Source organism: Candidatus Paceibacterota bacterium (assembly GCA_041661265.1).
Lineage (GTDB): Bacteria > Patescibacteriota > Minisyncoccia > JAHIHE01 > JAGLIN01 > JBAZUT01.
This window is the reverse complement of sequence record JBAZUT010000014.1, coordinates 1-24,742: the sequence shown is the minus strand read 5'-3', so window position 1 is coordinate 24,742 and position 24,742 is coordinate 1. Positions and strand designations below refer to the sequence as shown.

28 protein-coding genes are annotated in these 24,742 nt (G+C 42.0%); 26 read left to right on the top strand and 2 right to left on the bottom strand.

All coding sequences use genetic code 11. The features are described 5' to 3' along the window. The 26 genes from WC788_08160 to WC788_08035 all read left to right on the top strand — a co-directional run bounded on the left by WC788_08160 (nucleotide 1) and on the right by WC788_08035 (nucleotide 23,735). Nucleotides 1-1,821, top strand: coding sequence for a hypothetical protein (locus WC788_08160; GenBank protein MFA6097567.1), 1,821 nt, complete (start codon nucleotides 1-3; stop codon nucleotides 1,819-1,821). Beyond that, a complete protein-coding gene (locus tag WC788_08155; GenBank protein ID MFA6097566.1) occupies nucleotides 1,818-2,066 on the top strand; it encodes a hypothetical protein in 249 nt (82 codons plus the stop codon). Before WC788_08160 ends, WC788_08155 begins: the two co-directional genes overlap by 4 nt. A gap of 92 nt (nucleotides 2,067-2,158) precedes the next feature. Further along, nucleotides 2,159-2,869: a hypothetical protein gene (locus WC788_08150; protein ID MFA6097565.1), complete on the top strand. Its 711-nt coding sequence runs from the start codon at nucleotides 2,159-2,161 to the stop codon at nucleotides 2,867-2,869. Between the two features lies 1 nt (nucleotide 2,870). Further along, on the top strand, nucleotides 2,871-3,767 hold the full coding sequence (locus WC788_08145) for a DUF5309 family protein (protein ID MFA6097564.1): 897 nt from the start codon (nucleotides 2,871-2,873) through the stop codon (nucleotides 3,765-3,767). A gap of 67 nt (nucleotides 3,768-3,834) precedes the next feature. After that, the gene (locus WC788_08140; GenBank protein ID MFA6097563.1) at nucleotides 3,835-4,206 is read left to right on the top strand and encodes a hypothetical protein; all 372 of its coding nucleotides are present in this window, start codon (nucleotides 3,835-3,837) and stop codon (nucleotides 4,204-4,206) included. Then, nucleotides 4,203-6,506 (top strand): tetratricopeptide repeat protein, encoded by a 2,304-nt coding sequence (locus WC788_08135; protein MFA6097562.1) that lies wholly within the window; start codon nucleotides 4,203-4,205, stop codon nucleotides 6,504-6,506. The genes WC788_08140 and WC788_08135 overlap by 4 nt, the downstream gene beginning before the upstream one ends. 16 nt (nucleotides 6,507-6,522) lie before the next feature. Further along, complete coding sequence (locus WC788_08130) at nucleotides 6,523-7,614, top strand: DegT/DnrJ/EryC1/StrS family aminotransferase (GenBank protein MFA6097561.1); 1,092 nt, start codon at nucleotides 6,523-6,525, stop codon at nucleotides 7,612-7,614. Nucleotides 7,615-7,691: 77 nt separating this feature from the next. After that, nucleotides 7,692-8,063 (top strand): hypothetical protein, encoded by a 372-nt coding sequence (locus WC788_08125; protein ID MFA6097560.1) that lies wholly within the window; start codon nucleotides 7,692-7,694, stop codon nucleotides 8,061-8,063. Further along, nucleotides 8,042-8,635, top strand: coding sequence for a glycosyltransferase (locus WC788_08120; protein ID MFA6097559.1), 594 nt, complete (start codon nucleotides 8,042-8,044; stop codon nucleotides 8,633-8,635). The genes WC788_08125 and WC788_08120 overlap by 22 nt, the downstream gene beginning before the upstream one ends. After that, complete coding sequence (locus WC788_08115; protein MFA6097558.1) at nucleotides 8,610-8,993, top strand: GNAT family N-acetyltransferase; 384 nt, start codon at nucleotides 8,610-8,612, stop codon at nucleotides 8,991-8,993. Before WC788_08120 ends, WC788_08115 begins: the two co-directional genes overlap by 26 nt. Beyond that, nucleotides 8,990-9,889: a glycosyltransferase gene (locus tag WC788_08110; GenBank protein ID MFA6097557.1), complete on the top strand. Its 900-nt coding sequence runs from the start codon at nucleotides 8,990-8,992 to the stop codon at nucleotides 9,887-9,889. The genes WC788_08115 and WC788_08110 overlap by 4 nt, the downstream gene beginning before the upstream one ends. Next, complete coding sequence (locus WC788_08105; protein MFA6097556.1) at nucleotides 9,865-10,935, top strand: NAD-dependent epimerase/dehydratase family protein; 1,071 nt, start codon at nucleotides 9,865-9,867, stop codon at nucleotides 10,933-10,935. Before WC788_08110 ends, WC788_08105 begins: the two co-directional genes overlap by 25 nt. Then, nucleotides 10,932-11,573 (top strand): phosphoadenylyl-sulfate reductase, encoded by a 642-nt coding sequence (locus WC788_08100; GenBank protein MFA6097555.1) that lies wholly within the window; start codon nucleotides 10,932-10,934, stop codon nucleotides 11,571-11,573. The genes WC788_08105 and WC788_08100 overlap by 4 nt, the downstream gene beginning before the upstream one ends. A gap of 4 nt (nucleotides 11,574-11,577) precedes the next feature. After that, complete coding sequence (locus WC788_08095) at nucleotides 11,578-11,853, top strand: DUF2061 domain-containing protein (protein ID MFA6097554.1); 276 nt, start codon at nucleotides 11,578-11,580, stop codon at nucleotides 11,851-11,853. Further along, nucleotides 11,777-12,454, top strand: a complete 678-nt coding sequence (locus WC788_08090; protein MFA6097553.1) for a glycosyltransferase — start codon at nucleotides 11,777-11,779, stop codon at nucleotides 12,452-12,454. The genes WC788_08095 and WC788_08090 overlap by 77 nt, the downstream gene beginning before the upstream one ends. A 62-nt stretch (nucleotides 12,455-12,516) precedes the next feature. Beyond that, a complete protein-coding gene (locus WC788_08085; GenBank protein ID MFA6097552.1) occupies nucleotides 12,517-12,900 on the top strand; it encodes a hypothetical protein in 384 nt (127 codons plus the stop codon). Further along, nucleotides 12,897-14,261, top strand: a complete 1,365-nt coding sequence (locus WC788_08080) for a hypothetical protein (protein MFA6097551.1) — start codon at nucleotides 12,897-12,899, stop codon at nucleotides 14,259-14,261. Before WC788_08085 ends, WC788_08080 begins: the two co-directional genes overlap by 4 nt. Nucleotides 14,262-14,263: 2 nt before the next feature. Further along, entirely contained in the window at nucleotides 14,264-15,505 is a 1,242-nt protein-coding gene (locus WC788_08075; protein ID MFA6097550.1) for a hypothetical protein, read from the top strand. A gap of 14 nt (nucleotides 15,506-15,519) precedes the next feature. Then, nucleotides 15,520-16,260, top strand: a complete 741-nt coding sequence (locus WC788_08070; GenBank protein ID MFA6097549.1) for a hypothetical protein — start codon at nucleotides 15,520-15,522, stop codon at nucleotides 16,258-16,260. Nucleotide 16,261: 1 nt separating this feature from the next. Next, nucleotides 16,262-16,459 carry a hypothetical protein gene (locus WC788_08065; protein ID MFA6097548.1) on the top strand — a complete coding sequence of 66 codons (198 nt, stop codon included), beginning with the start codon at nucleotides 16,262-16,264 and terminating at the stop codon, nucleotides 16,457-16,459. Between the two features lie 3 nt (nucleotides 16,460-16,462). Beyond that, nucleotides 16,463-17,176, top strand: a complete 714-nt coding sequence (locus WC788_08060; GenBank protein ID MFA6097547.1) for a hypothetical protein — start codon at nucleotides 16,463-16,465, stop codon at nucleotides 17,174-17,176. Nucleotides 17,177-17,251: 75 nt separating this feature from the next. Beyond that, nucleotides 17,252-17,413, top strand: a complete 162-nt coding sequence (locus tag WC788_08055; protein MFA6097546.1) for a hypothetical protein — start codon at nucleotides 17,252-17,254, stop codon at nucleotides 17,411-17,413. 17 nt (nucleotides 17,414-17,430) lie between these two features. After that, nucleotides 17,431-19,347, top strand: a complete 1,917-nt coding sequence (locus WC788_08050; GenBank protein MFA6097545.1) for a hypothetical protein — start codon at nucleotides 17,431-17,433, stop codon at nucleotides 19,345-19,347. Next, nucleotides 19,340-19,594, top strand: coding sequence for a hypothetical protein (locus WC788_08045; protein ID MFA6097544.1), 255 nt, complete (start codon nucleotides 19,340-19,342; stop codon nucleotides 19,592-19,594). The genes WC788_08050 and WC788_08045 overlap by 8 nt, the downstream gene beginning before the upstream one ends. Before the next feature lie 13 nt (nucleotides 19,595-19,607). Then, a complete protein-coding gene (locus tag WC788_08040) occupies nucleotides 19,608-21,071 on the top strand; it encodes a hypothetical protein (GenBank protein ID MFA6097543.1) in 1,464 nt (487 codons plus the stop codon). A 9-nt stretch (nucleotides 21,072-21,080) separates the two neighbouring features. Continuing rightward, complete coding sequence (locus WC788_08035) at nucleotides 21,081-23,735, top strand: hypothetical protein (protein ID MFA6097542.1); 2,655 nt, start codon at nucleotides 21,081-21,083, stop codon at nucleotides 23,733-23,735. Here the strand turns inward: WC788_08035 and WC788_08030 are convergent, their stop codons facing one another. Together WC788_08030 and WC788_08025 are read right to left on the bottom strand one after the other, a co-directional pair. Next, entirely contained in the window at nucleotides 23,736-23,960 is a 225-nt protein-coding gene (locus WC788_08030) for a hypothetical protein (protein ID MFA6097541.1), read from the bottom strand. A 13-nt stretch (nucleotides 23,961-23,973) separates the two neighbouring features. Then, nucleotides 23,974-24,522, bottom strand: coding sequence for a hypothetical protein (locus WC788_08025; protein MFA6097540.1), 549 nt, complete (start codon nucleotides 24,520-24,522; stop codon nucleotides 23,974-23,976). Nucleotides 24,523-24,742 lie beyond the last annotated feature (220 nt).

Genomic DNA, 24,742 nt, shown 5'->3' with positions numbered 1-24,742 from the left:
ATGTCAAAATTAAAACAATACGAGATAGATCAGGCAGCGATTAAACTGGTCCAGGACGACATTCAGAACAACGACCGCAAAAATATTCAGATCACGACTGAATTCTCTATAGATATAGACGATGAGATCAGAACCGCTCGAAGACATTACGAGAAGGTATTCACTGAGCCGAATGACGAAGACACGGGTCGAGAGAAAACCTTCGTCGGGCTGATCCAGACCGCGGTTGACGATGTTGTGAAAAACATTGATATCGACACGAAAAACATATCGATCAAGGGTAACCATCCGGCGCATTATGGACTGGCTCAGATTATGAAGCTGACGCTTCTTTATTGGTTTAAAAAAATTCTTCTGGGCGAAAAACTTAACGAATGGATCAAAGAAGGATCGATCGACGGAACATTAATAGTAAAAACGTTCAAAGACTACGACAAGGAATTGCAGAAAAAGATACTCGCCACCAAGACCGTAGATCCTCTTAATTTCTATATCAATCCCTATTCAGAGAATTGCCAGTCGGCTCCGGCTGAAACCGAAAAAGCCAATTTATTGATAAATGAAATAAATAAAAAATGGAGGAATATCAAAACCCTGGAGGGGATGAAAAAGTTCAGCCCTTCCGAAGACATACAGGTCAATTCAGTCGTTCCGACCGTTACGATATATGAACGCTGGGGACTTATGCCTGAATATTTTATTACAAAAAGTTCAGACGATAATGATTGGATAGAGGGAGTTATTATTTATTCGAAAGAATCGGACGGAAAAGTAGAAAGGCCGCTTGTTCATTACCTGAATAAAAATACACACCCTAAAGGATACAGGCCCAATGAAGAGTGGAGATATTCGAGAAGGACAAGGCTATTCTGGGGCAAGGGAGTGCCGGCGATCCTGAAGCATTGGCAAAAATATATCAATACGATCATTAACGTGAGAGAGAATACCGCCCTGATATCACAGAACCTCTTATTCTTGTTCAGAATAGGAAGCGGACTAAGCCAGAAGGATTTTTCCAGATTGATAACAGGAGGGGCGATTCCGGTCTCAGATATAGACCGCGATGTGAAGCAGTTGCAAGTCAATGACTACAAGGCTTCTAATTATAAAGATGAACAGGTCGCTGATGACTGGGGCCGAAAAGAAACCGGAACTTATGAATCATCCACAGGAGCGACTATATCTCCCAATCAGCCTGCGACCACAACGGCAATCCAAGACAAGAACGCCAAGAGCGGATATGGACTGACTCAAGAGAATTTCGGGCTATTCTTATCGCGGTTAATCAGGAGGCATTTTATTCCGACAATCCTAGACACTATGAATGACGAGGAGTTGGTTAGAATATCAGGATCAGTCGAAGAGTTGAAAGAACTGGATAAGGTTTATATTGATCATATCGTAAACACAGAAGCAATCAAATATTACGAAGCCAATGGATTTTATCCCGCGCCAGACGAAATGGAAATGCAAAAAGCGAAAGCGATGAAAAAGTTCGGCCAAACCAAGGGAGACAGATACGTTCAAATCCTTAAAAAATTATTTAAGGACGCAGATTTCGACGTAGAAATAAATGTAACGGACGAGAACACCAATGACGCATTCATGGTTCAACAGCTTACTCAGCTTGCTTCCTCTTATGTCGGCAACCCGGAGCTGGCGAACCTCATCATGCGGGCGATATTCAATATCACTTCCAGTAATTCCTCCATCCTTGATCAGATAGATGAAGTGATCCAAAGACAGAAGAAGGCAATGCCCGCACAAGGAATGCCGAAAGTGGAAGAGATGATGTCCGAAAAAACTAACATGATGATATGAATTTAACTGAGAATCAAAAACAATCATTGAGAATGACATTGGAATCGGAGGGATGGAAGATACTAGAGGCCATCCTCAGCGAAACCATAGATAATGAGTGTAATTTACGGCTTATTCCTTATCAAGATATTTCAGTCAAGAATGGGCTGGCGCTCAAAAAAGCGAGCGGAATCGTGGAGCGTTGGATAAATGAAGCAAAGGGGTTGGTGATTGAAATAAAGCCAAAAGTTGAAAAATATGATTAGACGGGGCTTTTGAGCCGGGACGCATTGGCCGTCTCTGCGTCCTAGCTCAAAGGTCGAAAGAAGTTAATTAATAAATTGCTAATTGTAAAAACATGGAAGAGAACAAACCCTCCAATGCCGACGTTCGAGCCTCAGGCGCTGATGCTGGAGCAGGCAGTAAGGATGTTCAGGCATTGGAATTGCTCAACCAGACAACGGGAAGGAATTTTACCTCAATGGACGAATTCCGCAACCACTATGACAATCTTAAAAATTTTGTCGGTGAAAACCCGAACGAGTTGAAACAGAAAGCGAAAGAACTGGACGAATTCCAGACCAAATATGGCATGACGCCTTCAGAATTGGCCGATAGGTTGGCCAACTCTCAGAATCAGGACGAAGAAGCGAAGAAGATCGCATCCGAAGCCAGAGAGAAGGCGAAAGAGCGGGAGATCGAAGACACAAGACGGATGTCTATGGATACCGCCACGGAACTGCAAGAGATCAAACTCCTAAGAAAGTATCCCGAAGCTGAAGAGGTCTTGGATGAAGTCAAAGCACTAGCTAAAGCGCAAGGCAAGTCCTTGAGCGACGCTTATGCGAGTTCAAAGCTCAAGTCCTATGCCGAATCCAAACTTGCCGAGAAAAAGGCAAAAGAAGACAACAATAACGCAATGCTGAAAGGGAACTCAAGAGTGGGAGGCGGGAAGAGGGAGGATCTGGAGCGAGTGGTCAATGAGGCGAACAAAGGCAACATGGACGGCTTAATCGACCACAAGCTAGGACACCTTAAAGACCATTTCACATTCAAGAGTTCACAATAAAATGGCTATAGGATATATAACATACGATGACGCCGCTCGAATGGAAGACCTTGTGCCGATCGTAACGAATATCTCTCCCAAAGAGACTCCGCTGCTGTCGGGACTTGGAGAGGGAGCAAAGGCGACCAACACGCTGCATGAGTATCTCACTGATACCTTTGCGGCCGCCGCCGATAACGCCAACGCCGAGATGAGCGCATTCACCGTCGGAGATCATACGGGACCGTCCCGCGCTAACAACATCACTCAGATTTTCTTGGAGAACATCCAGGTATCGAGGACTCAGATGTTGATTAACAGCGGGGAGGGCAGTCCGTTCGAGTATCAGATTAAGAAATATCTCACGAAGCATGCTAAGGATGTTGAACTCGCCTTAATGGCAGGCTCAAAAGCATCCGGCGCTTCGGCCACCGCTCGAAGACTTGCTGGCGTTATCGCCAACATCTCGACGAACAAGACCGCGAGAAATTCAGGAGATAGTCTATCTGAAACCGTGTTCAATGACATCATCGCGATGATCAAGGGATCGACCGATGAAGTGGCTGACGAGATATATGTCGGAACTACTCTCAAGAGGGATATTTCCGGCTTTACCGGCGGAGCCACCAAAAATGTCGATGTAACGGACAAGAGACTTGTCAGCGCGGTGAATGTGTATGAAGGAGATTTTGGAATACACAAGATCTTCTGGCACAGGAATTTATCTAATGCCGCTAATGCAAAAGAATTGGTTGCTATCCGCAATGAATACTGGAAGATTAGCTGGCTTGACAAAACTCATATGGAAAAACTCCCCATCGAGTCTATTGACAGACGAAGAGCGCAGGCAGTGTCAGAGCTTACTCTCGAAGCGAGAGGCGAAGCGTCAAGTGCGTACTATTCCGGATTCACGGGTTAAACAGTTAAATAATTGTTCCTTCGGGGATCACTTCAGACCGATTCCCCGAAAGGTCTGAAAGCAATTTATGCCAAAATTTGAGAAACTAACAATTTCTGTTGACGGCCAAATGGCGAAAATAGACGGTATCGAGATACCCGTTGTTGAGATTGGATCGCACGGCGATAAGTGGGATAAGATCGAAGAACTGATAAAAGATTACGCGAAACTTAATCCAGACGAAATGGTCAGGCAACTGGAGGCTATAAAATACGCACGGAGAGTACAAATGAACGACACAGCATCATCTAAAGCCAAGTCGCTTCGCTGGGGGATCAGCCTTCCCGCGGGGCTTTTATTATTAATTAAAAAGTTTTATCCCGAAGTCTTCACAGAGAGAAGGGAAATGCGTAAATTCATGCGCAAGTTTCGGGGTTTTACTATTTGCCAAAAAATATGAATGAAAAAATAAGTTTGTGCATAATTGTTAAAAATGACGAACAGGAACTTAAGAACACAGAAGAAGCGATTGCTTCGGTAGAAAAGTATGTGGATGAGGTTTGTCTGACGATAACGGACTTAAAAGCCAAAAAGAAATTTAAAAATCCAAAAATAAAAATTTCGAATTATCAATGGAACGACAACTTCGTCGAAGCAAGGAATTTCAACTTCGATCAGGCTAAGGGTGATTGGATTTTATGGATGGACTCAGACGACATATACAAGGGCGGAGAGAACTTAAGAGGTCTTATTGAGCAGGCGAACGAATATAACGTCAAGGGTTACTGGATGGACTATTGGTATCTTATAGATCGATACGGGAATCCCCTTGAAACACACGGAAAAATAATGTTCGTAAAAAATGACGGACACTTCAAATGGGAGGGCGCGAGAGGAGGAGGAAGGGTGCATGAAAACATAACTCCTCTGACCAAAAACGCCCTATATGACAAGACTGATAAGATTATTAGAATTCACAAACATGGAAATTTTGACGGAGAGGCCAAGGCTCAGAGGAATTTGAAATTGCTTTTAATGGATTTGAAAGATCAGGGAAACAACACTGATCCTAGAACTTTGTTTTATGTCGGGAAAACGTGGTCTATGCTCGGAAAAACCAAGGAAGCATTATTGGCACTATGGCAATACACTGAAATTTCGGGATGGGGTGAGGAGGTCTATGAAGCATTGCTTCTGATCGGGTCTCTCTATCGAAGTGAGAAGGATTTTGAAAGAGCGATACTAGCCTATCAGTCGGCTATTCAATTATGCCCCTCTTATCCGGAAGCGTATTACGGCATGGCTGAATGTTATGTGCCTGAAAAAGACTACAGCAGGGCAATCGGCTGGCTCGAAACTGGAATGACTAAGAAAATGCCGGATAACGGACTCGTGAAATATGTCGCGGACGTAACATGGAAGCCATTATCCCTATATGCTCACTGTCTTTTGCAGGTTGGCAGGATAAACGAAGCCTTGACCGCTTCAACCGGTGCGCTGAAAATCAATCCATACGAGGAAAATATCATATTTTTGCACGAGATGATAAAAAGAAGCGTGGAAAAAAGGAACATTGCCAAGGATGTCATGCATATAGCTCATTTTTTAGAAAAAGAAAACGAGTCTGGCAAAATACCCGCACTGCTTGCCGCTGTGCCTCATGATCTGGAAAACGACGGAATAATTTCAGGAATTAGAAACGAAGTGGTCGTGAAAAAGTGGAGCGATAAGTCAATCGTATTCTTTTGTGCTAAGACTATAGAGCCGTGGGTTCCGGAATCGCTGGAAAGGGGCGGAATTGGAGGAAGCGAAACGGCCATAATCCACTTATCGAAGAGATTAGCAAAACTTGGGTGGGAAGTTACGGTTTACAATTGGTGCGCAGACAGGGCGGGAGTATATGACGGAGTCAATTATAAGAACTGGTGGGAGTTCAATAAGAAGGATGACTTTAATGTTTTAATAATCTGGAGAACTCCCGAAATGTTGGATCTCGATTTCAAGGCTAAGTTTATCGGGGTGGATATGCACGACGTCGGAAATCCCTATGACTTCACGAGCGAAAGATTGGAGAAAATAAACAAGATTTTCGTCAAAACTCAAGCCCATAGAAGATTATATCCGAAAGTTCCGGATGAGAAGTTTGCGATTATTAATAATGGAATCGATCCTGAAAGGTTTGAGGGAAGCGAAACAAGGAATCCTTATCGTTTGATGTATTCTTCAACGGCCGATAGGGGATTAGAGTTATTACTTGACCTATTTCCGCGGATAAAAAAAGAAGTTCCGCAGGCTGAACTCCACTTGTTCTATGGCATGCAAACTTTCAAAGGGTTGGAAAAGGATAATCCCGAAAGAATGAGATTTTTGCAGAGATTGGAAAATAAAATAAAAACTACCGAAGGAGTCGTCAATCATGGACGGGTTGATCAGAACACTTTGGCGAGAGAATTTATGAAGTCTGAGGTGTGGGTTTATCCAACGGATTTTTACGAGATCTCATGTATAACTGCAATGGAGGCGCAGGCAGCCGGATGTTTCCCCGTAACGACTAAAAAAGCAGCATTGGATGAGGTTGTGCAGTTCGGAGCAAAAGTGAATGAAAGAATTGATCAAAAAGACGTGCAGGACGAATGGATCAAATACGTGATTATAAATATTAATGGGGGGTTTGACCCTAAAAAAATGATAGGTTGGGCGAAAAAAGAATTCGACTGGAATGGGGTTGCTGAAAAATGGGATAAGGTTTTAAAACAATAATCTATAAATTAAACAGATGATCTCATTATTCTATCCCAATATACGCCTTGAAGAATGTCTTACGGAATTAAGGGACACTTTAGGCTCAAAAATGATCGGAGAAGGTCCGAAAGTTAGAATGTTCGAACAAGAGTTTGAAAAACACCTAGAAATAGACTCGGATGGATTAAGTCCGCAAAGAGGCTATGCCGTGGCTCTCAATTCCTGCACCTCAGCTCTGCACTTAGCTTATGTGCTTTTAAATTTGAAAGAGGGAGATGAAGTTATAACTCCAGTACTCACTTGTTCGGCTACGAATATGCCCTTATTGAGAAGAAGGGTAAAAATAGTATTCGCGGATATTAAGAACGATCTTACGATCGATCCCGAAGACGTAAAAAGAAAAATCACCGACAAGACTAGGGCGATCATAGCGGTGGACTTCGGGGGCAAATATTGTGATTATAAAGCGCTAAAAGAATTTGGCGTACCGATAGTGGCAGACATGGCTCAATCTGTAAGTCATCATCCGGAAGTGATGTATTCCTGTTACTCGTTCCAGGCGATTAAACACATCACGACCGGAGACGGAGGAATGTTGATTTGTCCTAATAATGAAAGCTACGAACGGGCTAAAAGATTAAGGTGGTTTGGGATAGACAGAAATGCGTCAGCCAAAGAAAGACACACGAGACAAATCTCTTGCGATGTCATGGAGTCTGGATTCAAGTATCACATGAATGATATTGCAGCCTCTTTGGGATTAGTGGGATTAAGACATGTCATGGAGGATTTGAACAGAAGAGTTTTTATCGGAAAAACTTACAATGAATTTCTTGATGTAATAAGAATTCCAAACGATGATTATTGGCTCTATACGATCTTAGTTCAAGACAGGGATAGTTTCTGCAGGGCTATGGATGAAGCGGGTATAGAGGTGGCAATCGCCCACAATAGAAATGACGATATAGGTGTATTCCGTAAATTCAAAAACGATTGTCCGAATATGGATCTGATCGACAAGCACTATATCTGTATTCCAATGCACAGTAAATTAAGCGGGAACGAATTTAATTACGTGATCGATAAAATAAACAAATGGCAGAGTATCCAACCAGAAGTCCGCTAAAAGTGGCGGATGCGATCAGAGACATCATTAAAGACAAAACAGTTTGTGAGGTCGGATGTTGCGAGGGAGATTTACTGATGGAATTTAAAAAATACGCCAAGAGAGTTGTCGGCATAGAAAAGAATGAGGAAAGGTTTAGAAAGGCGAAAAAAAAGGGAATTGAGGTCTATTTGGGAATAGGGCAGGATGTATCAATTCCCGAGGCTGATGTTTATTATTTATGGCTTACCGGCAGAGAACCTTATTATATTTTAAAAAATATCAAAAAGGGCGTAATTGTGGCAGGGATGAACGGGTACAGCAAGGAAGATTTAGCCATGTTTATACCTCCAAATGCCGAAATTACCGGCGTAAGACATGATGAGTGGGATAGCGAAGGGTTCACCAGGGGCTGGGACACCAATAATCATATATTTAAACTTGCAATATGGACAAAAGAGTTGAAATAATCGTGTTGACATACAAACATCCGGAAATCGAGGCGGAGTGCCTGAAGCGGATCATTGAAAACACCAAGAACTATAAAATTACGGTATATGACAATTCCATGAACGACGCCAACATGTCAAAGATTTGGAATAGACTACTAAAAGAAACGACTTGCGATTATATCTGCATAATGGATTCTGACGCTTACATTGAGACGAAAGACTGGCTGGCAGAACTGCAAAAGGTTTTGGATTCAGACGAAAAAATGGCCGCTGTCGGGCCGAGCATGGGGGCCGATTTTCCAACTGACGGAACATTAAGTGGATATTGCTTTCTTTTCAAAAAACAAATTCTTGAAACTATCGGATATTTCGATGAAAAGTTTGTACTTTATGGCCAAGAATGCGACTGGATGTATAGAATTTTGGAAGCGGGATATAAAATGCAGAAAGTCGATAGTGTAATTGTCAAACATTTAGGAAGTCACACGATCAGAGATACCTTTACTCCCGACGAGATCGAAAAAGATAGCCAATATGCCAGAAAGCTTTTAATGGAACTCAAAAATGAACGAAATAATAACAAAGCTTAAATTTGACGATTCTGATCTGGAATTTTTCCGGCAATCGGAAACATGGAGCGAAGAGGATAAAAAGTATGTTCGCCAAATTTATCTATTGATGATTAATGGAATGCCCGTGAGCGGTTGCACAATATTCGAGTTCGACGGCTGCAGATTTATTTTTAATACGTTTACTGTTAAAACAGACAGAAATAAGGGGTATGCGGGAGAAGTCATAAAAAAGGTATGCCATGATTCCAAGGGCTATCTGGTATTGGCTCGTTCAGTTAATCCCCATGTTATCAATTTATTCCAAAAATTAGGATTTAAAACGTTGAACAGAAACTCCTCGTCAATTGAGGTTTTAGGTAATTGCGAATTATTATGAAAGTATCAATCGTATTTGAAGGAAAGCGCGCACCATTCGGCCCTGATCACAAGGGACTGATTCAGGGCGCAGAAGAATTGGGACTGGATTATCAGGTTATCGATCCGACCATGGGAATCAAACCGCACGTTTTAGCGGCTGAAGTTCGGGACTTCAAACCTGACTTAGTACTTCATCACATGACCAGCTCCCTTAATCAAGGCTTGCCGGAATTGATTGGCAAGGACATTAAGCAGATTTATTGGATGCTGGATTATCACGAAAATTATAGGGATGAATGGGAAATGTGGATCAGGCAAAAGGGATATTTGGATCATATATTCTTGTCGAACTACAAACAATTGGATATGTGGAAAGAAGCATTTGAATGTCCATCAACCTATCTTCCGCACGGATGCTACGTCAGCGAATCGGAGAAAGACCCGAGTCAAAAATATAATTGTGTTTTCATCGGAGGCAAGATGTATTTTGAGCCATATGAGAAAAGAGCGAGATTACTAGATAACATTGAAAAACTATGTCCATTCACCACCCTTAATGCCAATGACGTGGAGGGTAGGAATGAGATTTGGAAAAATATGCCGAGAATTTATCATTCTTCTGATACGGTTCTGGATGTTTCACACTATTGGGATGTGCCTGGTTATGCTTCCGGCCGCTACTTCTATTCTGCCGGACATGGAGCTTGCTCGATCACAAAAAGATTTCCTCGATGCGAAGAACTTTACCCCGAAGGAACTAAGATTTATTTTGATACGCCGGAAGAAGCCTCTAACAAAATCAAATATTATATTTTGCATGAGAAAGAAAGAGAAGAGATCAAAAAAAGAGCTTACGAACATAATAAGGAATTTCATAATTATAAAAAACGATGGGAAAAAATATTAAGCGTTTAAAAATATTAGTACTTGGCGCGGACGGGTACCTCGGCTGGCCAACAATGCAATACTTCAAAAAAGGGGGGCATGAAGTTTTAGGCGTGGACAATCTAATAAAGCGCGAGATCGAAAATCAAACAGGTAATTTGCCGTTATTCAGAAAAGAGCATAAGGGTCTGGAAAAGTGCGATATTAGAGATTGGTATTTCAGCACGCTATTAAGAGACTTTAAGCCCGATGTGATCATAGATTACGCGGAGATCCCCTCGGCTCCATACAGTATGACGCGGAGCGGGGCGATCAAAACACAAGAGAACAATATATTGGGAACTTTAGAGTTATTATTCGACATTAAGGAATATTGCCCGAACACACACTTGATTAAGTTGGGAACAATGGGGGAATATGGTACTCCGAATATTGATATAGAGGAGGGCTGGATCAACATTGAGCATAACGGCAGAAAAGATCGAATGATATATCCAAAGAAGCCTGGAAGTTTTTATCACGCTTCAAAGGTGGCCGATTCTGTTAACACGGAGTTCGCTTGTAGGGCGTGGGGATTAAGAGCCACAGATTTAAATCAAGGCGTGGTCTATGGCGGAGACGACAGTCTTCATTATGACGAGATGTTTGGAACAGTTATTAATCGTTTTATTGTTCAGGCGGTGGCCGGAGTTCCCTTGACGGTCTATGGCAAGGGCAATCAAACGAGAGGATTTTTGAACATTTCAGATACTTTGCAGTGCGTGGATCTGGCCGTACTTAATCCGCCCAAAGAAGGAGAGTTTAGGGTATTTAATCAATTCACCGAGCAATTCTCCATCGATGAACTGGCGAACCGGATTGCCAAGATCGCGCGAGCTAAAATTGAGCATTATCCGAATCCGCGCATAGAAGCCGAAGAACATTATTACAACGCCAAACATTCAGAACTTGAGAAGCTGGGACTCAAACCGCACCCACTGACTGATGATGTTATTAAGGGAATGCTGGCGCTTGTGGAGAAGCATAAAGATAATATCAATATAGATTTAATTAATCCTAAGACAAAATGGTTATGACATACCTAGAAAAAATAGAGGAGGCTAAGAAAATAATCAAGGAGGCGATCAAGAAATATCCTCGCCTTGCGGTATCTTGTTCTTTCGGCAAAGACAGCATGGTTTTGCTTCATTTGTGTGTTGAAGTGAAAAAAAACATTCCGGTATTTTCCGTAATGGCTGATACGGAATTTCTGGAAACGTATAATTTCTCAAAGAAAATATCGAGAAAATGGAATTTGAATTATAAGGAATATTCATTCGAGCAAACAGGCGGACTGGATAATTGCTGCGGCAATCCAAAAGTGAATGCGTTCAAAAAAGCGGTTGATAAACTGGACGCTTGGATTTCAGGAGTAAGATCTACCGAAGGCATAACAAGATCCAATTTTAAGACGATTGAAGAACGTAACGGCCTGGCCAAGATCAATCCAATTCTTAATTTGACCGAGCTGGATATTTGGAGATATATCGCATTGAATAAGATCCCTATTCATCCCAAATACAAAGAGGGATATCGAAGCCTTGGCTGTAAGATTTGTTCGACCAAAGAACTTAGTGAGACTGAAACAGAGAGGGCGGGGAGGTGGAGGAATTGTCTCGATAAGGACGGAAATCATAAACTCGAGTGCGGCATTCATTGTAATCCGTTAAAATAAATTTATGGAAACAAAAACAAGAAGCTGGGTTAAGTCGATAGCCTGGAGAATAATAGGAATATTCCTTTTGGGATATATCACATATCTCGTAACCGGGAATAGCGAACAGACTACGACAATAACTGTGTTATTTCACGGAATAAGAGTGATAATGTATTACTATCACGAAAGATTGTGGCTAAAAATTAATTGGGGAACGAACAATGAAACATTCAATAATCATGCCTTGCCTGATCTTGGACAGCGAATTGCTGGACTTGACCAAAAGGGCGGTAGATAGCATAAAAAAAACAACTAGAGACTATGAGCTCATAATCATAGACAACGCCTCCCCGATTGGGCGGGATTATTTAGTTTCCGTCGCAGACACATATCAAAGGAACGAAATCAACAATGGAAATGCCGGAGCGTGGAATGACGGACTGGCTCTTGCAACAGGCGACACAATTACGCTTTCCGACAATGATATTTGTTTGACAGACGGTTGGCAAAGTGCTATCATTAAAGCATTGAAAGATGAAAAAAATGGAATAGTTTTTCCTCTTAGTAGGAACAAAGAAGACGACGGCTATAAGTATAGAACCGTCGGTTTTTTTTGGACATTGAGAAGAGAAGTATTGGGCGATGTGGGGAAGTGTCCATGTTGCGGAGAATACATTTGCACAAAATACCTCTGGGGAAACTTTGAGGATGATGATTATTTCATGCGAGTACTGGATAAGGGATATAAAATATTCGTTACTAAGAATGCCAAAGTGGATCACTACTCAAGAGCAACGTGTGACAAGATACCGGAGATCGCCGAAGTATGGACAACGAACAGGGATATTTTCTATAAGAAATTCGGGGGAAGGACTCCGATGAGCTATCTAAGTTTTTAGGGAAATTAAAGATATTTCAAAGAGACGGCAAAATAATTTTGTCGCCTTTTTTTAAATAAAAAATGGAATATAAACCGATCACAATTACACCAGAAGAGCCAAAAGATATGACAGAGGCCCGCGCTAAAGAACGAGAGGAAAAGCACGAGGAAAGCGTGGCTTTCACAAATATCACACCGATAGAATTCGCGCAGTTTTTAGGATTCGAAATAGAAAGATTGAGCGAAATATCCAATGACGAAGAAGGCAAAATGAATTATATTTTCAATACTTGCAGAAACGTTTCTGTTGATAAGAGTTTGGGCGGAATAATGATGACCTTGAGGGATTTTGAGGGCAAGATGTCGGCAATTCCGTATGGAGTCAAGAGGCTGGACTGGCTGTATCAGTATTTCAGAATAAAAAAAATGGCAAACCCTAATATGTCTAAATCTTACGAAATATGATTCCCATTAAATCGCTGTTAAGAAATGCCTATAACGTGCTAACTGGCAACTGGAGGTCAGAGATTTTCGGCTGGGACGGAAACAATCACACCGAAATTAAAGTTGACGCCAATGGAGTGGTTCAGGTATCGGGATCGACCGGGGGTGGTCCGGTCCAAGACGGCGAGAATACTAACATTAAGGCTTCCGTGCTTGATTATGTCGGATCGAATCCTCTTGCTGTTCGTTTGACCGACACTGATGGAAATTATGTCGGAGCGGGAGCTGGAACGCAATATGCCGACGGAGCAGTCAGAGGATCTGCGACGGGAACGTTAATGATGGGAGATGATGCGACGAATATCCAGTCAATCAAGGTGGATGCCGACGGCCATTTGCAGATCGATATATTAAACGCCTCAATAGCAGTTACAGGCACTTTCTGGCAGGCCACACAGCCTATTAGTGCGGCCTCGCTGCCCTTGCCGGCAGGAGCCGCTACTTCTGCGTTACAAGGAGGGGGGTTGCCTGCGGCGCTGGGTGCGGGAGGCGGATTAAAAATCGACGGATCGGGAACTGCCTTGCCAGTCAGCGGAACTTTCTATCAAGCAACTCAGCCCGTATCTATCGCGGCAACCGTAAACGTAGATGTGACAGACGAAGCCACAAGACTATTGGGAGTTGTTTATGGATCGCAAGGTGCGCAATTACAGCAAAAAGTAACGACTAACGATTTAATAGTAACTCTTGACGGAGAAACTGTGGCAATAGCAAGCATAGCAGCCGGTGATAACAACATAGGTAACGTGGACATAGCAAGCATAGCTGCGGGCGACAACAATATTGGGAACGTTGATCTCGCTTCCGCGATTCCTGCTGGAACGAATTTAGTCGGGAAGGTAAGCATAGATCAAGTAACCGCAAACGCTAACGAGGTCGTAGTAAAATCAATTGCCGCAGGAGATAATAACATTGGAAATGTGGACGTGGTAACCTTGCCGGCGCTAGCGTCCGGAACGAATGCTATTGGGAAACTTCTTCCTCCCGACATAGACGTAACGACCCATACTAATTACGCGAGAAAATATTATACCAATGCTGGCGCGGTTACGGACGGGATAATATGGAGTCCTGCGGCAGGCAAGAGATGGCATGTGGTAACGATGTATATTCAGGTTTCAGCGGCGGCTACGGTAACGCTCGAAGACGACAAGGCGGCCGGAGATGATCCTGTATGGAAAGCGGAACTGGCGGCTAATAGTGGCGTTGTACTGCAGTTTCCTGAAAAATATCCGATGGCTTCGGGGGAGGACGCGGCCGATTTACTCATCACCACCAGTGCTGCTAATGTATATGTGACTGTAACGGGATATGAAATATAACTATGCCAAAAATTGATATAACAAAACTTAGCAAAGAAATTACCGACAAATATTCCATAGTGAATGAATCCTTTGCAATGTCTAAAATCAAGAACGCTGAACTGGATAAATATGACGGAAAACCGAAAGATGAACTGAATATAATCGTGGGCGATGACAAACAACCCGATAAATTCTATCCGCAGGTGAAATTATGTCGTTGGTCAAACGAAGTGAATTTCTCCGTCCGCCTCATCGACACCGAAGTAGGCGAGGAAACTGTCAAAACCGACAAAGATAAAATCATCTGGGAAAAGGGAAATATTAAGATTGAAAATTACGATTATGTTGAGGGGGAGGGAGGATATAAGCTAGTTTGGTTTTTGAAAAAGAAACCTCAAACAAATAAGGTAGAGTTCACGATACAGAGCAAGGGGCTGGACTTTTTCTATCAGCCCGAACTCACGCCCGAAGAAATAGCCGAAGGTGCTTTCAGACCGCCCGAAGTTGTCGGCTCATACGCCGTCTATCACCAAACCAAAGGCGGAATGGTAGATAAATTTGGCAAGGCATATGCAACAGGCAAAGCTTTTCATATTTACAGACCTCACTTATTTGACTCTAACGGACTGGAAGCGTGGGGAAACCTGCATATTGAAAATGGAATTTACTCGGTGGAAATCCCGCAAGACTTTTTAGACAATGCGGTTTATCCTATTCGTTCGAACGACACTTTTGGATATACAACGATTGGGGCATCAAAAACGGCAAATGTTGGGATAAATAGCATAAGAACTTGGACGCATTCGCCTGCTAGCAGCGGCACTGTTACAAGCATAAGTATATACTGTACGGGTAGAAATGACGCATATCCCACTAAATATATAAGACCAGTAATATATTTAGACAGCTCTAAGGCTCGTTTGGGAGATGGAAGTCAGATAACAGTAACTGATTTTACTACACCAGTTTGGTATTCGGGGAACGTGTCTAGTTCTGTTACCTCTAGCACAAATTATAGAATTGGGGAGTGGCTAGGAGTGGAAACGGGCGGTTCATACAGCATCCAATTCTACTACGACACTGGACTAACAATGTATATAGATAATTATGCGTATCACGCTACAAATACTCCAGTTGATCCACTGGTAGATGATTCTTCTACTGCCAATATTAAAGCTTCCATCTACGCCACCTATACGCCTTCGGGGGGAACAGCAGTCAAAGACATTATTCAATCAGGATTAATCGCCTTCGCGAGATAAATAATTTTAAAAATATGGTTTTTTCAGACACTACAAATAAAAACGGAATTCTCCAAATGTGCGAATTCTATACCAACTTAGGAGACGCGGCTATAACGGGAAACACTACGCTCAAGGCGCGATTCGCGCAGCTCGTTAATAGTCGATATCACACAGTCGTGACTAAAATTCTGAAATCTCAAGACGACTGGGATTTCGATGACAGCAACCATGCCGATTTTCCGATAATGACCACTCCGCTGGTCGCAAGCCAGAGAGATTATGGAATACCCGTAAGCGAAAAAGTACTAAAAATAAAAAGGGTTGATATAACTTACGACGGCACTAATTGGAATAGGGTATTACCTTTAGACAGTTCGGAGATTGAAGATGGCCTCGGTAATGACGCCAACATAGATGCCAACTTCGATAAATCAATGCCGAGATATGACTTGCAATATAATTCTATTTGGGTATACCCCCTTGCTACATCGTCTGAAGTTGCCGCCGGCGCGCAAATGAGATTGGAGTGGACAAGAGAAATTGACGAATTCGTGGTGGGAGATACCACACAAGAACCCGGAATTGATGAGCCGTTTCACATTTTGCTTCCAATTGGAGCTTCTTTAGACTGGGCGATCGCTAAACGGCTTCCTCTGAAATCAGACTTAAAAGTTTTATGGGACGAAAAGATAAAAGAGCTTGAGGAATATTATCACCACAAAGACATTGACAGAAAATATCATTTTAGGTTCAGACTTAAAAACATGAATTAACATGGCCACCTACACGAATAAATCTAAATCTAGCGCGCCAACCTACACGAATAAAAGCAAGAATTCGTCCGCGTTCATCACTCCATACAAAAACGGATTTGCCGTGATATGGGAACAGGCCGTTCACACTTGGGGCAACACGAACGAGACATGGGACGAGCTGACCGCAATAGCATGGACTAATAAAAATAAATCTTAAAATATGCCCGTAACAACAATAAACGCGACAGACACACTCAAGGATTCAAGGGCGGTCATTAACGCTAATTTCGCACTATTGGCCCCCCTTGTTTCCCCCTCATTTACGACTCCAGATTTAGGAGCGGCCACGGCCCATTCTATCGACCTGAGGGACACTAACGTTGCGCATGGCATAACGGCATATGCCAACACTTCTACTTATGTAAAAATTGAACTAGACTCTGCCACAGACGGAGGCGTGAGGGTGTGGGGCTTCGGAGACGCAGTAGGCCAAAGAGCCTTTGTGATCCTCGGTATTCTTGGAAACGCCGATCCTACAGATGCAGTCGGTTGCGTAACTCTAGCGGGTGGAAAGAAGAACGGAACTGGCGTTCAGGCTCTAGGGGCCGCCGAGACTGTATTGATTGTAGAAAACTGGGGAACCGAACTTATAAAGGTTACGGGAAACGGCAACGCTTGGTTTGTGGCTGACGTTTCAGCTCTCACTTTCACCGATAGGACTCCGTTCTATGAAGGAGACGCTTTAAGCGAGATAATGAAAATAAAAGGAAAGAACGGAGAGATCGATCATTCTACCTTGCCGGAATTTGCGAGAAAAGAAGAAAAGAAAGACGGAGAAACCGTTCAGCTTCGAGACATAGGGGCCATGCTCAGCATGCAGACTGTGGCAATCCAGCAGTTAACCGAAAGAATAAAACTTTTAGAGAATAAATAATTAACTTTAAATCAATGTGAAAAATCACAGTGGAATTAATAGACAATCTAATTAATAATCAATAAACCCAAAAAAATGGACTTCAAATCAGAAAAATCGAAGATCGAAAAGCAAATTGAGATAACCTCTAGGCAGATCCAACAACTACAGAAACAGGCCAACGAAGTAGCCAATGAGAACGTGAAGCTGCAGGGAGAGTTAAGACTGTTGGAAATCTTAATCAAAGACAAAGAATAAAGAACTAAGGTAAAGCGATGGGAAAAATACCTCTAAACAATTTCAGCCTGATGAGAGATGATAGTCCTGTTTTGTATGCCGAGAATTTTGGCATAAGAAGAGCTGGATTGTCTAAGTTATTAATGGCTATGGGGTATGCCAATAATTTTTTAAGTGAAGACACGGCCACGATGAAAAAAGAGGCTGGAAATACGATAGCGACTATTCAGGGGATGGACTCTATCGGCACCGAGCTGTCCACTATGTCCTACTGGCTAATAGACGACAACTCTAATATTTGGGTTTCTAATTATGCCGCAACTGGATATAAGCTTATAAACACAAACGAGCCCTGTTGGTATCCCGACATAAAAGCCCTGGGTTATGGAGATGACGATAGTGTTATATATACTCACAACAACAGCGTTGGAAGAATTTATAGGGGACTGGCCACAGGAGGAAGCACAACAACACTGGTTGATACGTCTGTCGATTTTACGACGCTTGGGTTAGTGGCGGGGGATCTTGTATATAACGTAACTGACAACACCTTGGCGACTATTAACGCGGGAGGCATAGCCGCCAATACCCTGACGATCACTTTTGTAGCCGGAAGCGCGGGAGGTTCTTTCGCTAATACCGAAAAGTGGGCGATCGTCGACCCGGACTGGGCGGCCTTAACGGACGATGAATATACATACAGCAGACAGATCATAGAGTTCGATGAAGACTTTTATATTCTAAATGGAGATGCCCTGGCTCAGATAGTTTACGGGGGAGCCTATGTCACAACGGGATTCACGGCGGAATTTAAGCTCCTTGAAAGCGGGTATATTGCTCGATGCGGAGCATCTAATGGAGACACAACATGTGTCGGTGCGAATAAAAACTCAAGAGGCAAACTCTTCATATGGGATAAAAACTCGAATGGTTGGAATAAAAAGATATCAATAGACAATGAAGTATTGTCAGTTATTCCATATAAAAACGGATATATATACATAACATCGCGAGCAAAATTATTCTTTACCGACGGATATTCTACAAGGACATTATCTGCAATGCCAGGGACTAACAATAGATCCGATATAAGCATAAATCCCAAGGGCATGATAGTCGTTGAAGATGTGGTCTATATTTTGGGAGGGGCCGGATCGTTCAGCAAGGATAAAAAAGGGATTCATGTTTATTTTATAGAAAAAGATGAGTGGGCATACTATCCCTATGATGATACGGGGACATTGGGGCTGGCTAAGCATTCCCACTCAAGCGTCGGTGGTATTTTGTTCTGGGAAAGCTCGATGGACAATCTGTTTTATTCGGCGAGCATAGAGCAGCTCGGAAACACGAAGCAGTGCGTATTGAATAAATTTCTTCCAGTATCGCTCAATAATCAGGGTACTGTGATACTTGGTCCCGTCCCCCTGGGGAAAGATAGGTCCATAAATAAAATAGAAGTAAACATGCTTCCCGATGAAATAAATTACGATGCCTCCGAAACTGAAGCATGTACTGTGATTTGCAAGTTATCAGATTGCCATAAGCCGACATGGAGATACGCCCAAGCCAAAATCGATAGCGCAAATGCCAACGAAATAACCATAGACGCCACCATCAACGGTTTTGCGGACGCCGAAGTCGGGGACGAGATTGTGTGTGTTCAGGGCTATAATGGATTTTTGAGGAGAGAAATTACCGCGATAAGCGGAGCGGATACAGCGACCGAACTATGGACACTGGATAGCGCGCTGCCGAACGTGACGAAAGACAATACATATATTTTAGTGTCTCCATTCAGATATTACGGCATGACTTCCAGTTCGGTTTTAGCACAAAGCCTTCTTGAATTTCATCCGGAGTTTATTGGGGATAATGTAATGATACAAATTGAAATAAAAGGAACTGCTTCACAGCCCCACTTAGGAATTGAGTCAGTAACAATATACTATGAATGACACACAGGCATTGCAAGAACAAATACAGGCATTGCAAGAAAAAATAAGAACACTCGAAAATGGCATGGCTTTTTCAAGCAACGACAAGAGGCTATTTTACGTTGAGAAGATGAAAGAAATATATACATCCGCTCCGGCATATATTCCTAAAACCTTTCCGGAACAATTTGTTTTTTATAAGAACGGAGTGACTAAAAGACTATATGTTTACGTTGACGGAGACTGGACATACACCGCATTAACTTAATTTATTCATACTTATGACGATAAAATACACAGATCTCAGAAATCAAGAAGGAACGATAATAAACAAAAACACCGGTTTCAGATATGGAGAAAATCAGACTCCGGAGCAGTCTCATGCACAACTTGCCACAGATCTTGGGATAGCTCCAGATCAAATAAACTGGCAGGCAATCGCCAATGAACCAGTAGGAACATCATCTACCCCGGCCGCCCCAAAGTTTGAGGTTAAGACCGACCCGATTATTGACAGTTCAATTCTAGCCGAGGCATATGCCAACCCCGCAACAGTACCCGACAACGCGCCTACTGCGATTGATGAGATCAAGGGAAAATATGAAGAATTATCACAGAACTACACCGACCTCGAAGGCCAATTTGCTGAAGCGTCCAAGCCGACACAGCAAGAAACTGACCTTGAAACTGAACTTGCTGATTTAAGAAAATCCGCAGAAATGGACAGGATCGCAACACAACGCGACGTTTCGGGATTAGAAAAGGGATCGCAGACCACATCTCACATTGGGGGTAGAATCCAGAATGTTGAAAGAGAAGAACAGTTCAGAAGGCAGACTATGGCCGCGCAGGAATCCAACCTATTATCAAGACTCGGAATCGAGCAGAACAAGAGAACAGGATTATTGGAAGGTCTTAAAACCAAATTGGGATTTGCGGAGAACAAACAAAAACTCTACAGCGAGATGTACGACAAAATCCAGGCCGAACAGGATAAGATCATTGCAAGAGCCGACAAGCTATCAGATAATGCGAGACTAACCCTAGCCACTATATTGGAAAAATTTAAGGGCATTGATCTCGAATCCATGAAGCCGGAAGATCAGGCCGTGTTGGCGAAACTCGCAGGACAAGCTGGAATCCCATTATCTATTTTACAAGCCGGCATGAAATCTCAAAAGGATCAACAGGAATTTGATAATTTAATGGAGAAGCAGAAAAATACGCCAAAAGAAGTTGAAAAATGGTCCGAACCCTACAATCTAGGAGGAGATATTGTTCAAAAGAACGAAAAAACGGGTGAGATCAGAACGGCTGTAAACGTGCCGAAGGGAACGGGGGAAGGGAGAGGAACAAGTGACGTTGAACAATACGCACAAGATGTCTTTGACAAAAAACTTACACTGACAAGTGTTCCAGTTGGTATTCGGGCAAAAGTAAACCAGAGAGTAAACGAATTGAATAAAGAGAATCCGAAATATGAAAGCGATTTTGAAGCGCGAATAGACTACAATAGTGATCTTAATAAACTTGTACAAGCAAGAAACGACGGAGACTTAACCGCAAATCCTATCGAGCTTATAAATATTCTATTTGAAGATTACGGAGGATTTATCAGCAAAGAGGAGATAAAGAATGCAATATATGATCTGTTGTATATTAAGGCTCCTGAAAAAACAGTCGAAGAACCTAAAAAGGGATCGTTTCAGTTCTTAACCGGAAACAATGAATCATTCGTAAAATAACCCTAAAATATGTCATCAATAGACAAATTCATAAAATCATCAGGAACTTCCAAGGGGTCAAGCATTGATCGGCTTTTGAATGCTTCTAAGACCAAAAAAAACGGAGTGAGCAATTTTATTACACCGAAGAAGAAAACCACTGAGAATGTGTTGAATACCGAAGAAGGACTGCAGGACGTGGCAGAAAAGGCCGGACTTGGAAAACAGGCACAAGAGATATTGAATCCTAAACCGAAATTATCTTTACTTCAAAGACTGGGAGCCGGATTAAGCGCGTTTGAAACTGGGAACGCAGTATATACCGGAATGGAAAAAGGAATGGGAGAAGGTCTCAAAACTTATGGAGGTAGTATTTTTTCCGGTCTAAAATCTGCCGTTACTGGCGAAGACGTCGGTCAAAGTGAGAAGAAAACATATAAAGATGTCGTTGAAAAAATGGGAGTAGAAAATGGAATAGCTAAATTTGGCTTAGGATTTCTAGGTGATGTTTTGCTTGATCCATCAACTTATCTTGGCGGTGCAGTCGTTAAAAAAGGTATTAGCTTAGCTGGAAAAACAGGATCAAAAACCCTATCCATTGTTGGGAAAGTAGCCCCAAAGGTTGAAACTGGTATAAGAATGGCCGGAGAAGGCGTGACAGAGGCACTCGGCAAGGCGTTTAAATTCGGGTACGGGACAAGCAAAGGAGTGGCTGAAAAAGGACTAGAAACGATGAGCGAATTGGGAAAAGCTAAAGAGGGAATAGTCAAAAGCAATATCGCAAGGTTAGGAACAGGTACTCTCTCAAGTTCACAGCAAGATGAACTAGTGGAAAAATTGCTGGCTGGAAAGAGAGCGGAATATGCGGGCAAAACAGCAGGTGAGGCGATTGATATTGCCAAATCTTCCGATCCATTGGTTCAAAAAACTATCACCGAACAAATGGGAAGAACGCAGAAGTTCGCTAAATCCGCAGGTATAGACGATCCTTTCACTGTATATTTTCCTGGAATTAAAAAAGATAAGATCAAGAATTTCTTTGAAAGCACTAAAGCTCTAAGAGTCGGAAGTGAAGGCTATAAAAAAGAATTTAAGAACCTCTTGAAAGATGAGGAAATGGTCAGGAATCCGGCAGAAGCTTTCGCACGCAGAGAGTTTGATATTGCCAAGGACAATATTATACGAGGACAGCTCAAGGGAATGATCGGAGACGTTGGCAAACCATTAAACGCATTTAAAACAGAAGACGAGGCATTGAAAGCGGGATATAAATTAGTTAAGGAAAAAGGAATGTTCGGCAAACCAATGGGATATTTATTGGAAAATGACAAAAAGTTTTTGGATAATCTTATCAGCCCTGAGTTTGCCACGATTGACGCTATTGCGAAACACACGGGCTTTGATGCCATAACATCTCTATTTAAAAGATCCGTTACAGGTTTATTTGCCCCATTTCACGTTAGGAACTATGCTTCAGGACTGATCCAAAATTATGAGGTTTTAGGACCGAAGGCGTTAGATCCGAGGAATATAGCGACAGGACAAAAGATTGCCTATAAGATCGCGAGAAATAAAACTTTTGGAAAAGAAACTCTTAAAATTGGTGCAAAAGAATATAGCATTAATCAGATAGTTAAGCCGTTTGCAAAAAGATTTGGCACTTCTTCAAGTTATATTGCCGATATTGGAGATGCAACCGCAGACACTTCAAAATTAATTCCTACTTTGGGGCAAAAACTTAATCCATTAGCTCAGGAGAACATAGCGTTTAGATCAGCAAGAGCAGTGGGTAATTTTATAGAAACACAGCAAAAGGCGACTGCCTATGTTACAGCACTAAGAAGTGGCAAAAGCGTAAAAGAGTCTTTAGGGCTGGCGACAAAGGCAGGTTTTGATTATCGGGCGTTGACTCCTTTTGAAAGCAAGATTATGCGCAGGATTATGCCTTTCTATTCCTTTACCAGAAAAAATCTTGAGTTACAACTAAGCACATTGGGAGAAAATCCGCAAAGAATAAGCAACGTAATGAAGGCAATGAGAGATGCGCAGGGCGATGTCTCGCCGGAAGAAAAGCAATTTTTGCCAGACTTTGTTAAAGAGGGATTTTTCACTAAAGTTGGAAACGATAAATATGGACAACCTGAATTTATCACGCAATATGGCACGCCCATAGAGCAATTCGCCGGACAGTTTGGAGAAAATCAAGTATTGCGAATGATTAGCCAATTCAATCCAATACTGAAAGCTCCTATCGAGCTTGGAATAGGAAAGGACAGTTTTAGAAAACAAGATTTGAAAGATGTCTATAATGCCAAAGAGTATAAAATGGCCCCGCAATTCATCAAGGATTTGCTAAAAATAAAACCGGTAGAAAAACCGGTATATAGAAATAATATTAAAACGGATGAAAAGAAGATTGATTACGTTGCCGACCCCGAAAGGCTTTTAATCGCTAGAAGCTTATTTACTTCAAGGGGTGTCAGTTATTTGGATAAAATGTTTGGCGGAGATTTAGAAGGATTCGCTAAAGCATTAAACTTAGCGTCGGGAGTCAAGGCTTATCCTATAGATATTGAATCAAGCAAGTATTTCAAAGAAAGAGATGCCAAGAGAGAATTGCAGGATTTATTGCAGAGATATGGCGTCATCAAGACAATGGAAATCCCATACGTTCCTAAAAAATAATTAGCAAGACGATCCGCCTGGACCGCACCACTGTTCTCTTGAATCATAAAGTTCCTGTTCCTTGAAATATAGACTTCTTTCTTCTTCGGTCATTGCATTGATACGATCTGCCGGATGAGGTTCATTGCTAGGAGTAAGCCAGATTAGTAATAGAAAATACAATACAATAAATATAACAGGGGTAAGGTCAGTTTCTCTTATCCATTTTCCGATCCGTTCCTTCATAAATAAAATTTAATTAAATCTTATCATCAAATTTAAGTTCTTTCATAACTTCATCGCGTAATACAAGTCCGGCGCTATTCAATATAATTTCTAAATTTAACCCTTCTTTATAGGAATATTCTTTTAGGGGAATGGCCACAGGGTCATTCACTTCCGCCAACTCTGACATCAAATCCATTGAATACTGCTGAATATCGTAATTTGTCTTAGGATCTTTTGCTCGAACCAATTTCACCAGATAATCCCGTTTTATTTTATCGGACATTATCCCGCTAAATCCCGATTTTTCCATCAAAGACTCACCCCAATCAGTAAGCTTTAAGGGACTTCCGCTCTCATATGCCAACCGATTATTTATCACAAATCCCGTACTCGCCAAATGAGTTTGTACTTCTACTATAGAATTTGTTGCACTCATACAAAATTTACTAGTGCTGTCGGAATGTTTTTTCAAATCATCAAGGATCTGGAGTTTTCTGCCGATATAAACACTCGCCACAATAATAGTGGGAATTCCCAGACCAACGATAGCCTTTAAAACTATATCGAAAGTTATTTCCATATTTTTATCTTATATCTATAATTATACCAAAAAATCCGAAAATAGGAATCAAAAGTAAAACAAAAAGGACCAGAGCTAAATCGTAATCGCTCGCGTCCTCCATATCTAAATAAGTTTTCGATAAATTAACAAACTTTTTCCAGCATTTTTTTAACCCCTTTTTCATATATTAATTAAATAACATAAACCCCGTTGCATGTCAATGGAGTTACCCACAGGA

Coding starts and splice junctions, on each gene's coding strand:
- WC788_08030 (MFA6097541.1), bottom strand. CDS start 23,960: ATGAAGGAACGGATCGGAAAATGGATAAGAGAAACTGACCTTACCCCT.
- WC788_08090 (MFA6097553.1), top strand. CDS start 11,777: ATGAAACATTCAATAATCATGCCTTGCCTGATCTTGGACAGCGAATTG.
- WC788_08040 (MFA6097543.1), top strand. CDS start 19,608: ATGACGATAAAATACACAGATCTCAGAAATCAAGAAGGAACGATAATA.
- WC788_08100 (MFA6097555.1), top strand. CDS start 10,932: ATGACATACCTAGAAAAAATAGAGGAGGCTAAGAAAATAATCAAGGAG.
- WC788_08050 (MFA6097545.1), top strand. CDS start 17,431: ATGGGAAAAATACCTCTAAACAATTTCAGCCTGATGAGAGATGATAGT.
- WC788_08150 (MFA6097565.1), top strand. CDS start 2,159: ATGGAAGAGAACAAACCCTCCAATGCCGACGTTCGAGCCTCAGGCGCT.
- WC788_08120 (MFA6097559.1), top strand. CDS start 8,042: ATGGACAAAAGAGTTGAAATAATCGTGTTGACATACAAACATCCGGAA.
- WC788_08140 (MFA6097563.1), top strand. CDS start 3,835: ATGCCAAAATTTGAGAAACTAACAATTTCTGTTGACGGCCAAATGGCG.
- WC788_08080 (MFA6097551.1), top strand. CDS start 12,897: ATGATTCCCATTAAATCGCTGTTAAGAAATGCCTATAACGTGCTAACT.
- WC788_08105 (MFA6097556.1), top strand. CDS start 9,865: ATGGGAAAAAATATTAAGCGTTTAAAAATATTAGTACTTGGCGCGGAC.
- WC788_08110 (MFA6097557.1), top strand. CDS start 8,990: ATGAAAGTATCAATCGTATTTGAAGGAAAGCGCGCACCATTCGGCCCT.
- WC788_08045 (MFA6097544.1), top strand. CDS start 19,340: ATGAATGACACACAGGCATTGCAAGAACAAATACAGGCATTGCAAGAA.
- WC788_08115 (MFA6097558.1), top strand. CDS start 8,610: ATGAACGAAATAATAACAAAGCTTAAATTTGACGATTCTGATCTGGAA.
- WC788_08070 (MFA6097549.1), top strand. CDS start 15,520: ATGGTTTTTTCAGACACTACAAATAAAAACGGAATTCTCCAAATGTGC.
- WC788_08095 (MFA6097554.1), top strand. CDS start 11,578: ATGGAAACAAAAACAAGAAGCTGGGTTAAGTCGATAGCCTGGAGAATA.
- WC788_08160 (MFA6097567.1), top strand. CDS start 1: ATGTCAAAATTAAAACAATACGAGATAGATCAGGCAGCGATTAAACTG.
- WC788_08035 (MFA6097542.1), top strand. CDS start 21,081: ATGTCATCAATAGACAAATTCATAAAATCATCAGGAACTTCCAAGGGG.
- WC788_08130 (MFA6097561.1), top strand. CDS start 6,523: ATGATCTCATTATTCTATCCCAATATACGCCTTGAAGAATGTCTTACG.
- WC788_08055 (MFA6097546.1), top strand. CDS start 17,252: ATGGACTTCAAATCAGAAAAATCGAAGATCGAAAAGCAAATTGAGATA.
- WC788_08065 (MFA6097548.1), top strand. CDS start 16,262: ATGGCCACCTACACGAATAAATCTAAATCTAGCGCGCCAACCTACACG.
- WC788_08060 (MFA6097547.1), top strand. CDS start 16,463: ATGCCCGTAACAACAATAAACGCGACAGACACACTCAAGGATTCAAGG.
- WC788_08075 (MFA6097550.1), top strand. CDS start 14,264: ATGCCAAAAATTGATATAACAAAACTTAGCAAAGAAATTACCGACAAA.
- WC788_08125 (MFA6097560.1), top strand. CDS start 7,692: ATGGAATTTAAAAAATACGCCAAGAGAGTTGTCGGCATAGAAAAGAAT.
- WC788_08025 (MFA6097540.1), bottom strand. CDS start 24,522: ATGGAAATAACTTTCGATATAGTTTTAAAGGCTATCGTTGGTCTGGGA.
- WC788_08135 (MFA6097562.1), top strand. CDS start 4,203: ATGAATGAAAAAATAAGTTTGTGCATAATTGTTAAAAATGACGAACAG.
- WC788_08085 (MFA6097552.1), top strand. CDS start 12,517: ATGGAATATAAACCGATCACAATTACACCAGAAGAGCCAAAAGATATG.
- WC788_08145 (MFA6097564.1), top strand. CDS start 2,871: ATGGCTATAGGATATATAACATACGATGACGCCGCTCGAATGGAAGAC.
- WC788_08155 (MFA6097566.1), top strand. CDS start 1,818: ATGAATTTAACTGAGAATCAAAAACAATCATTGAGAATGACATTGGAA.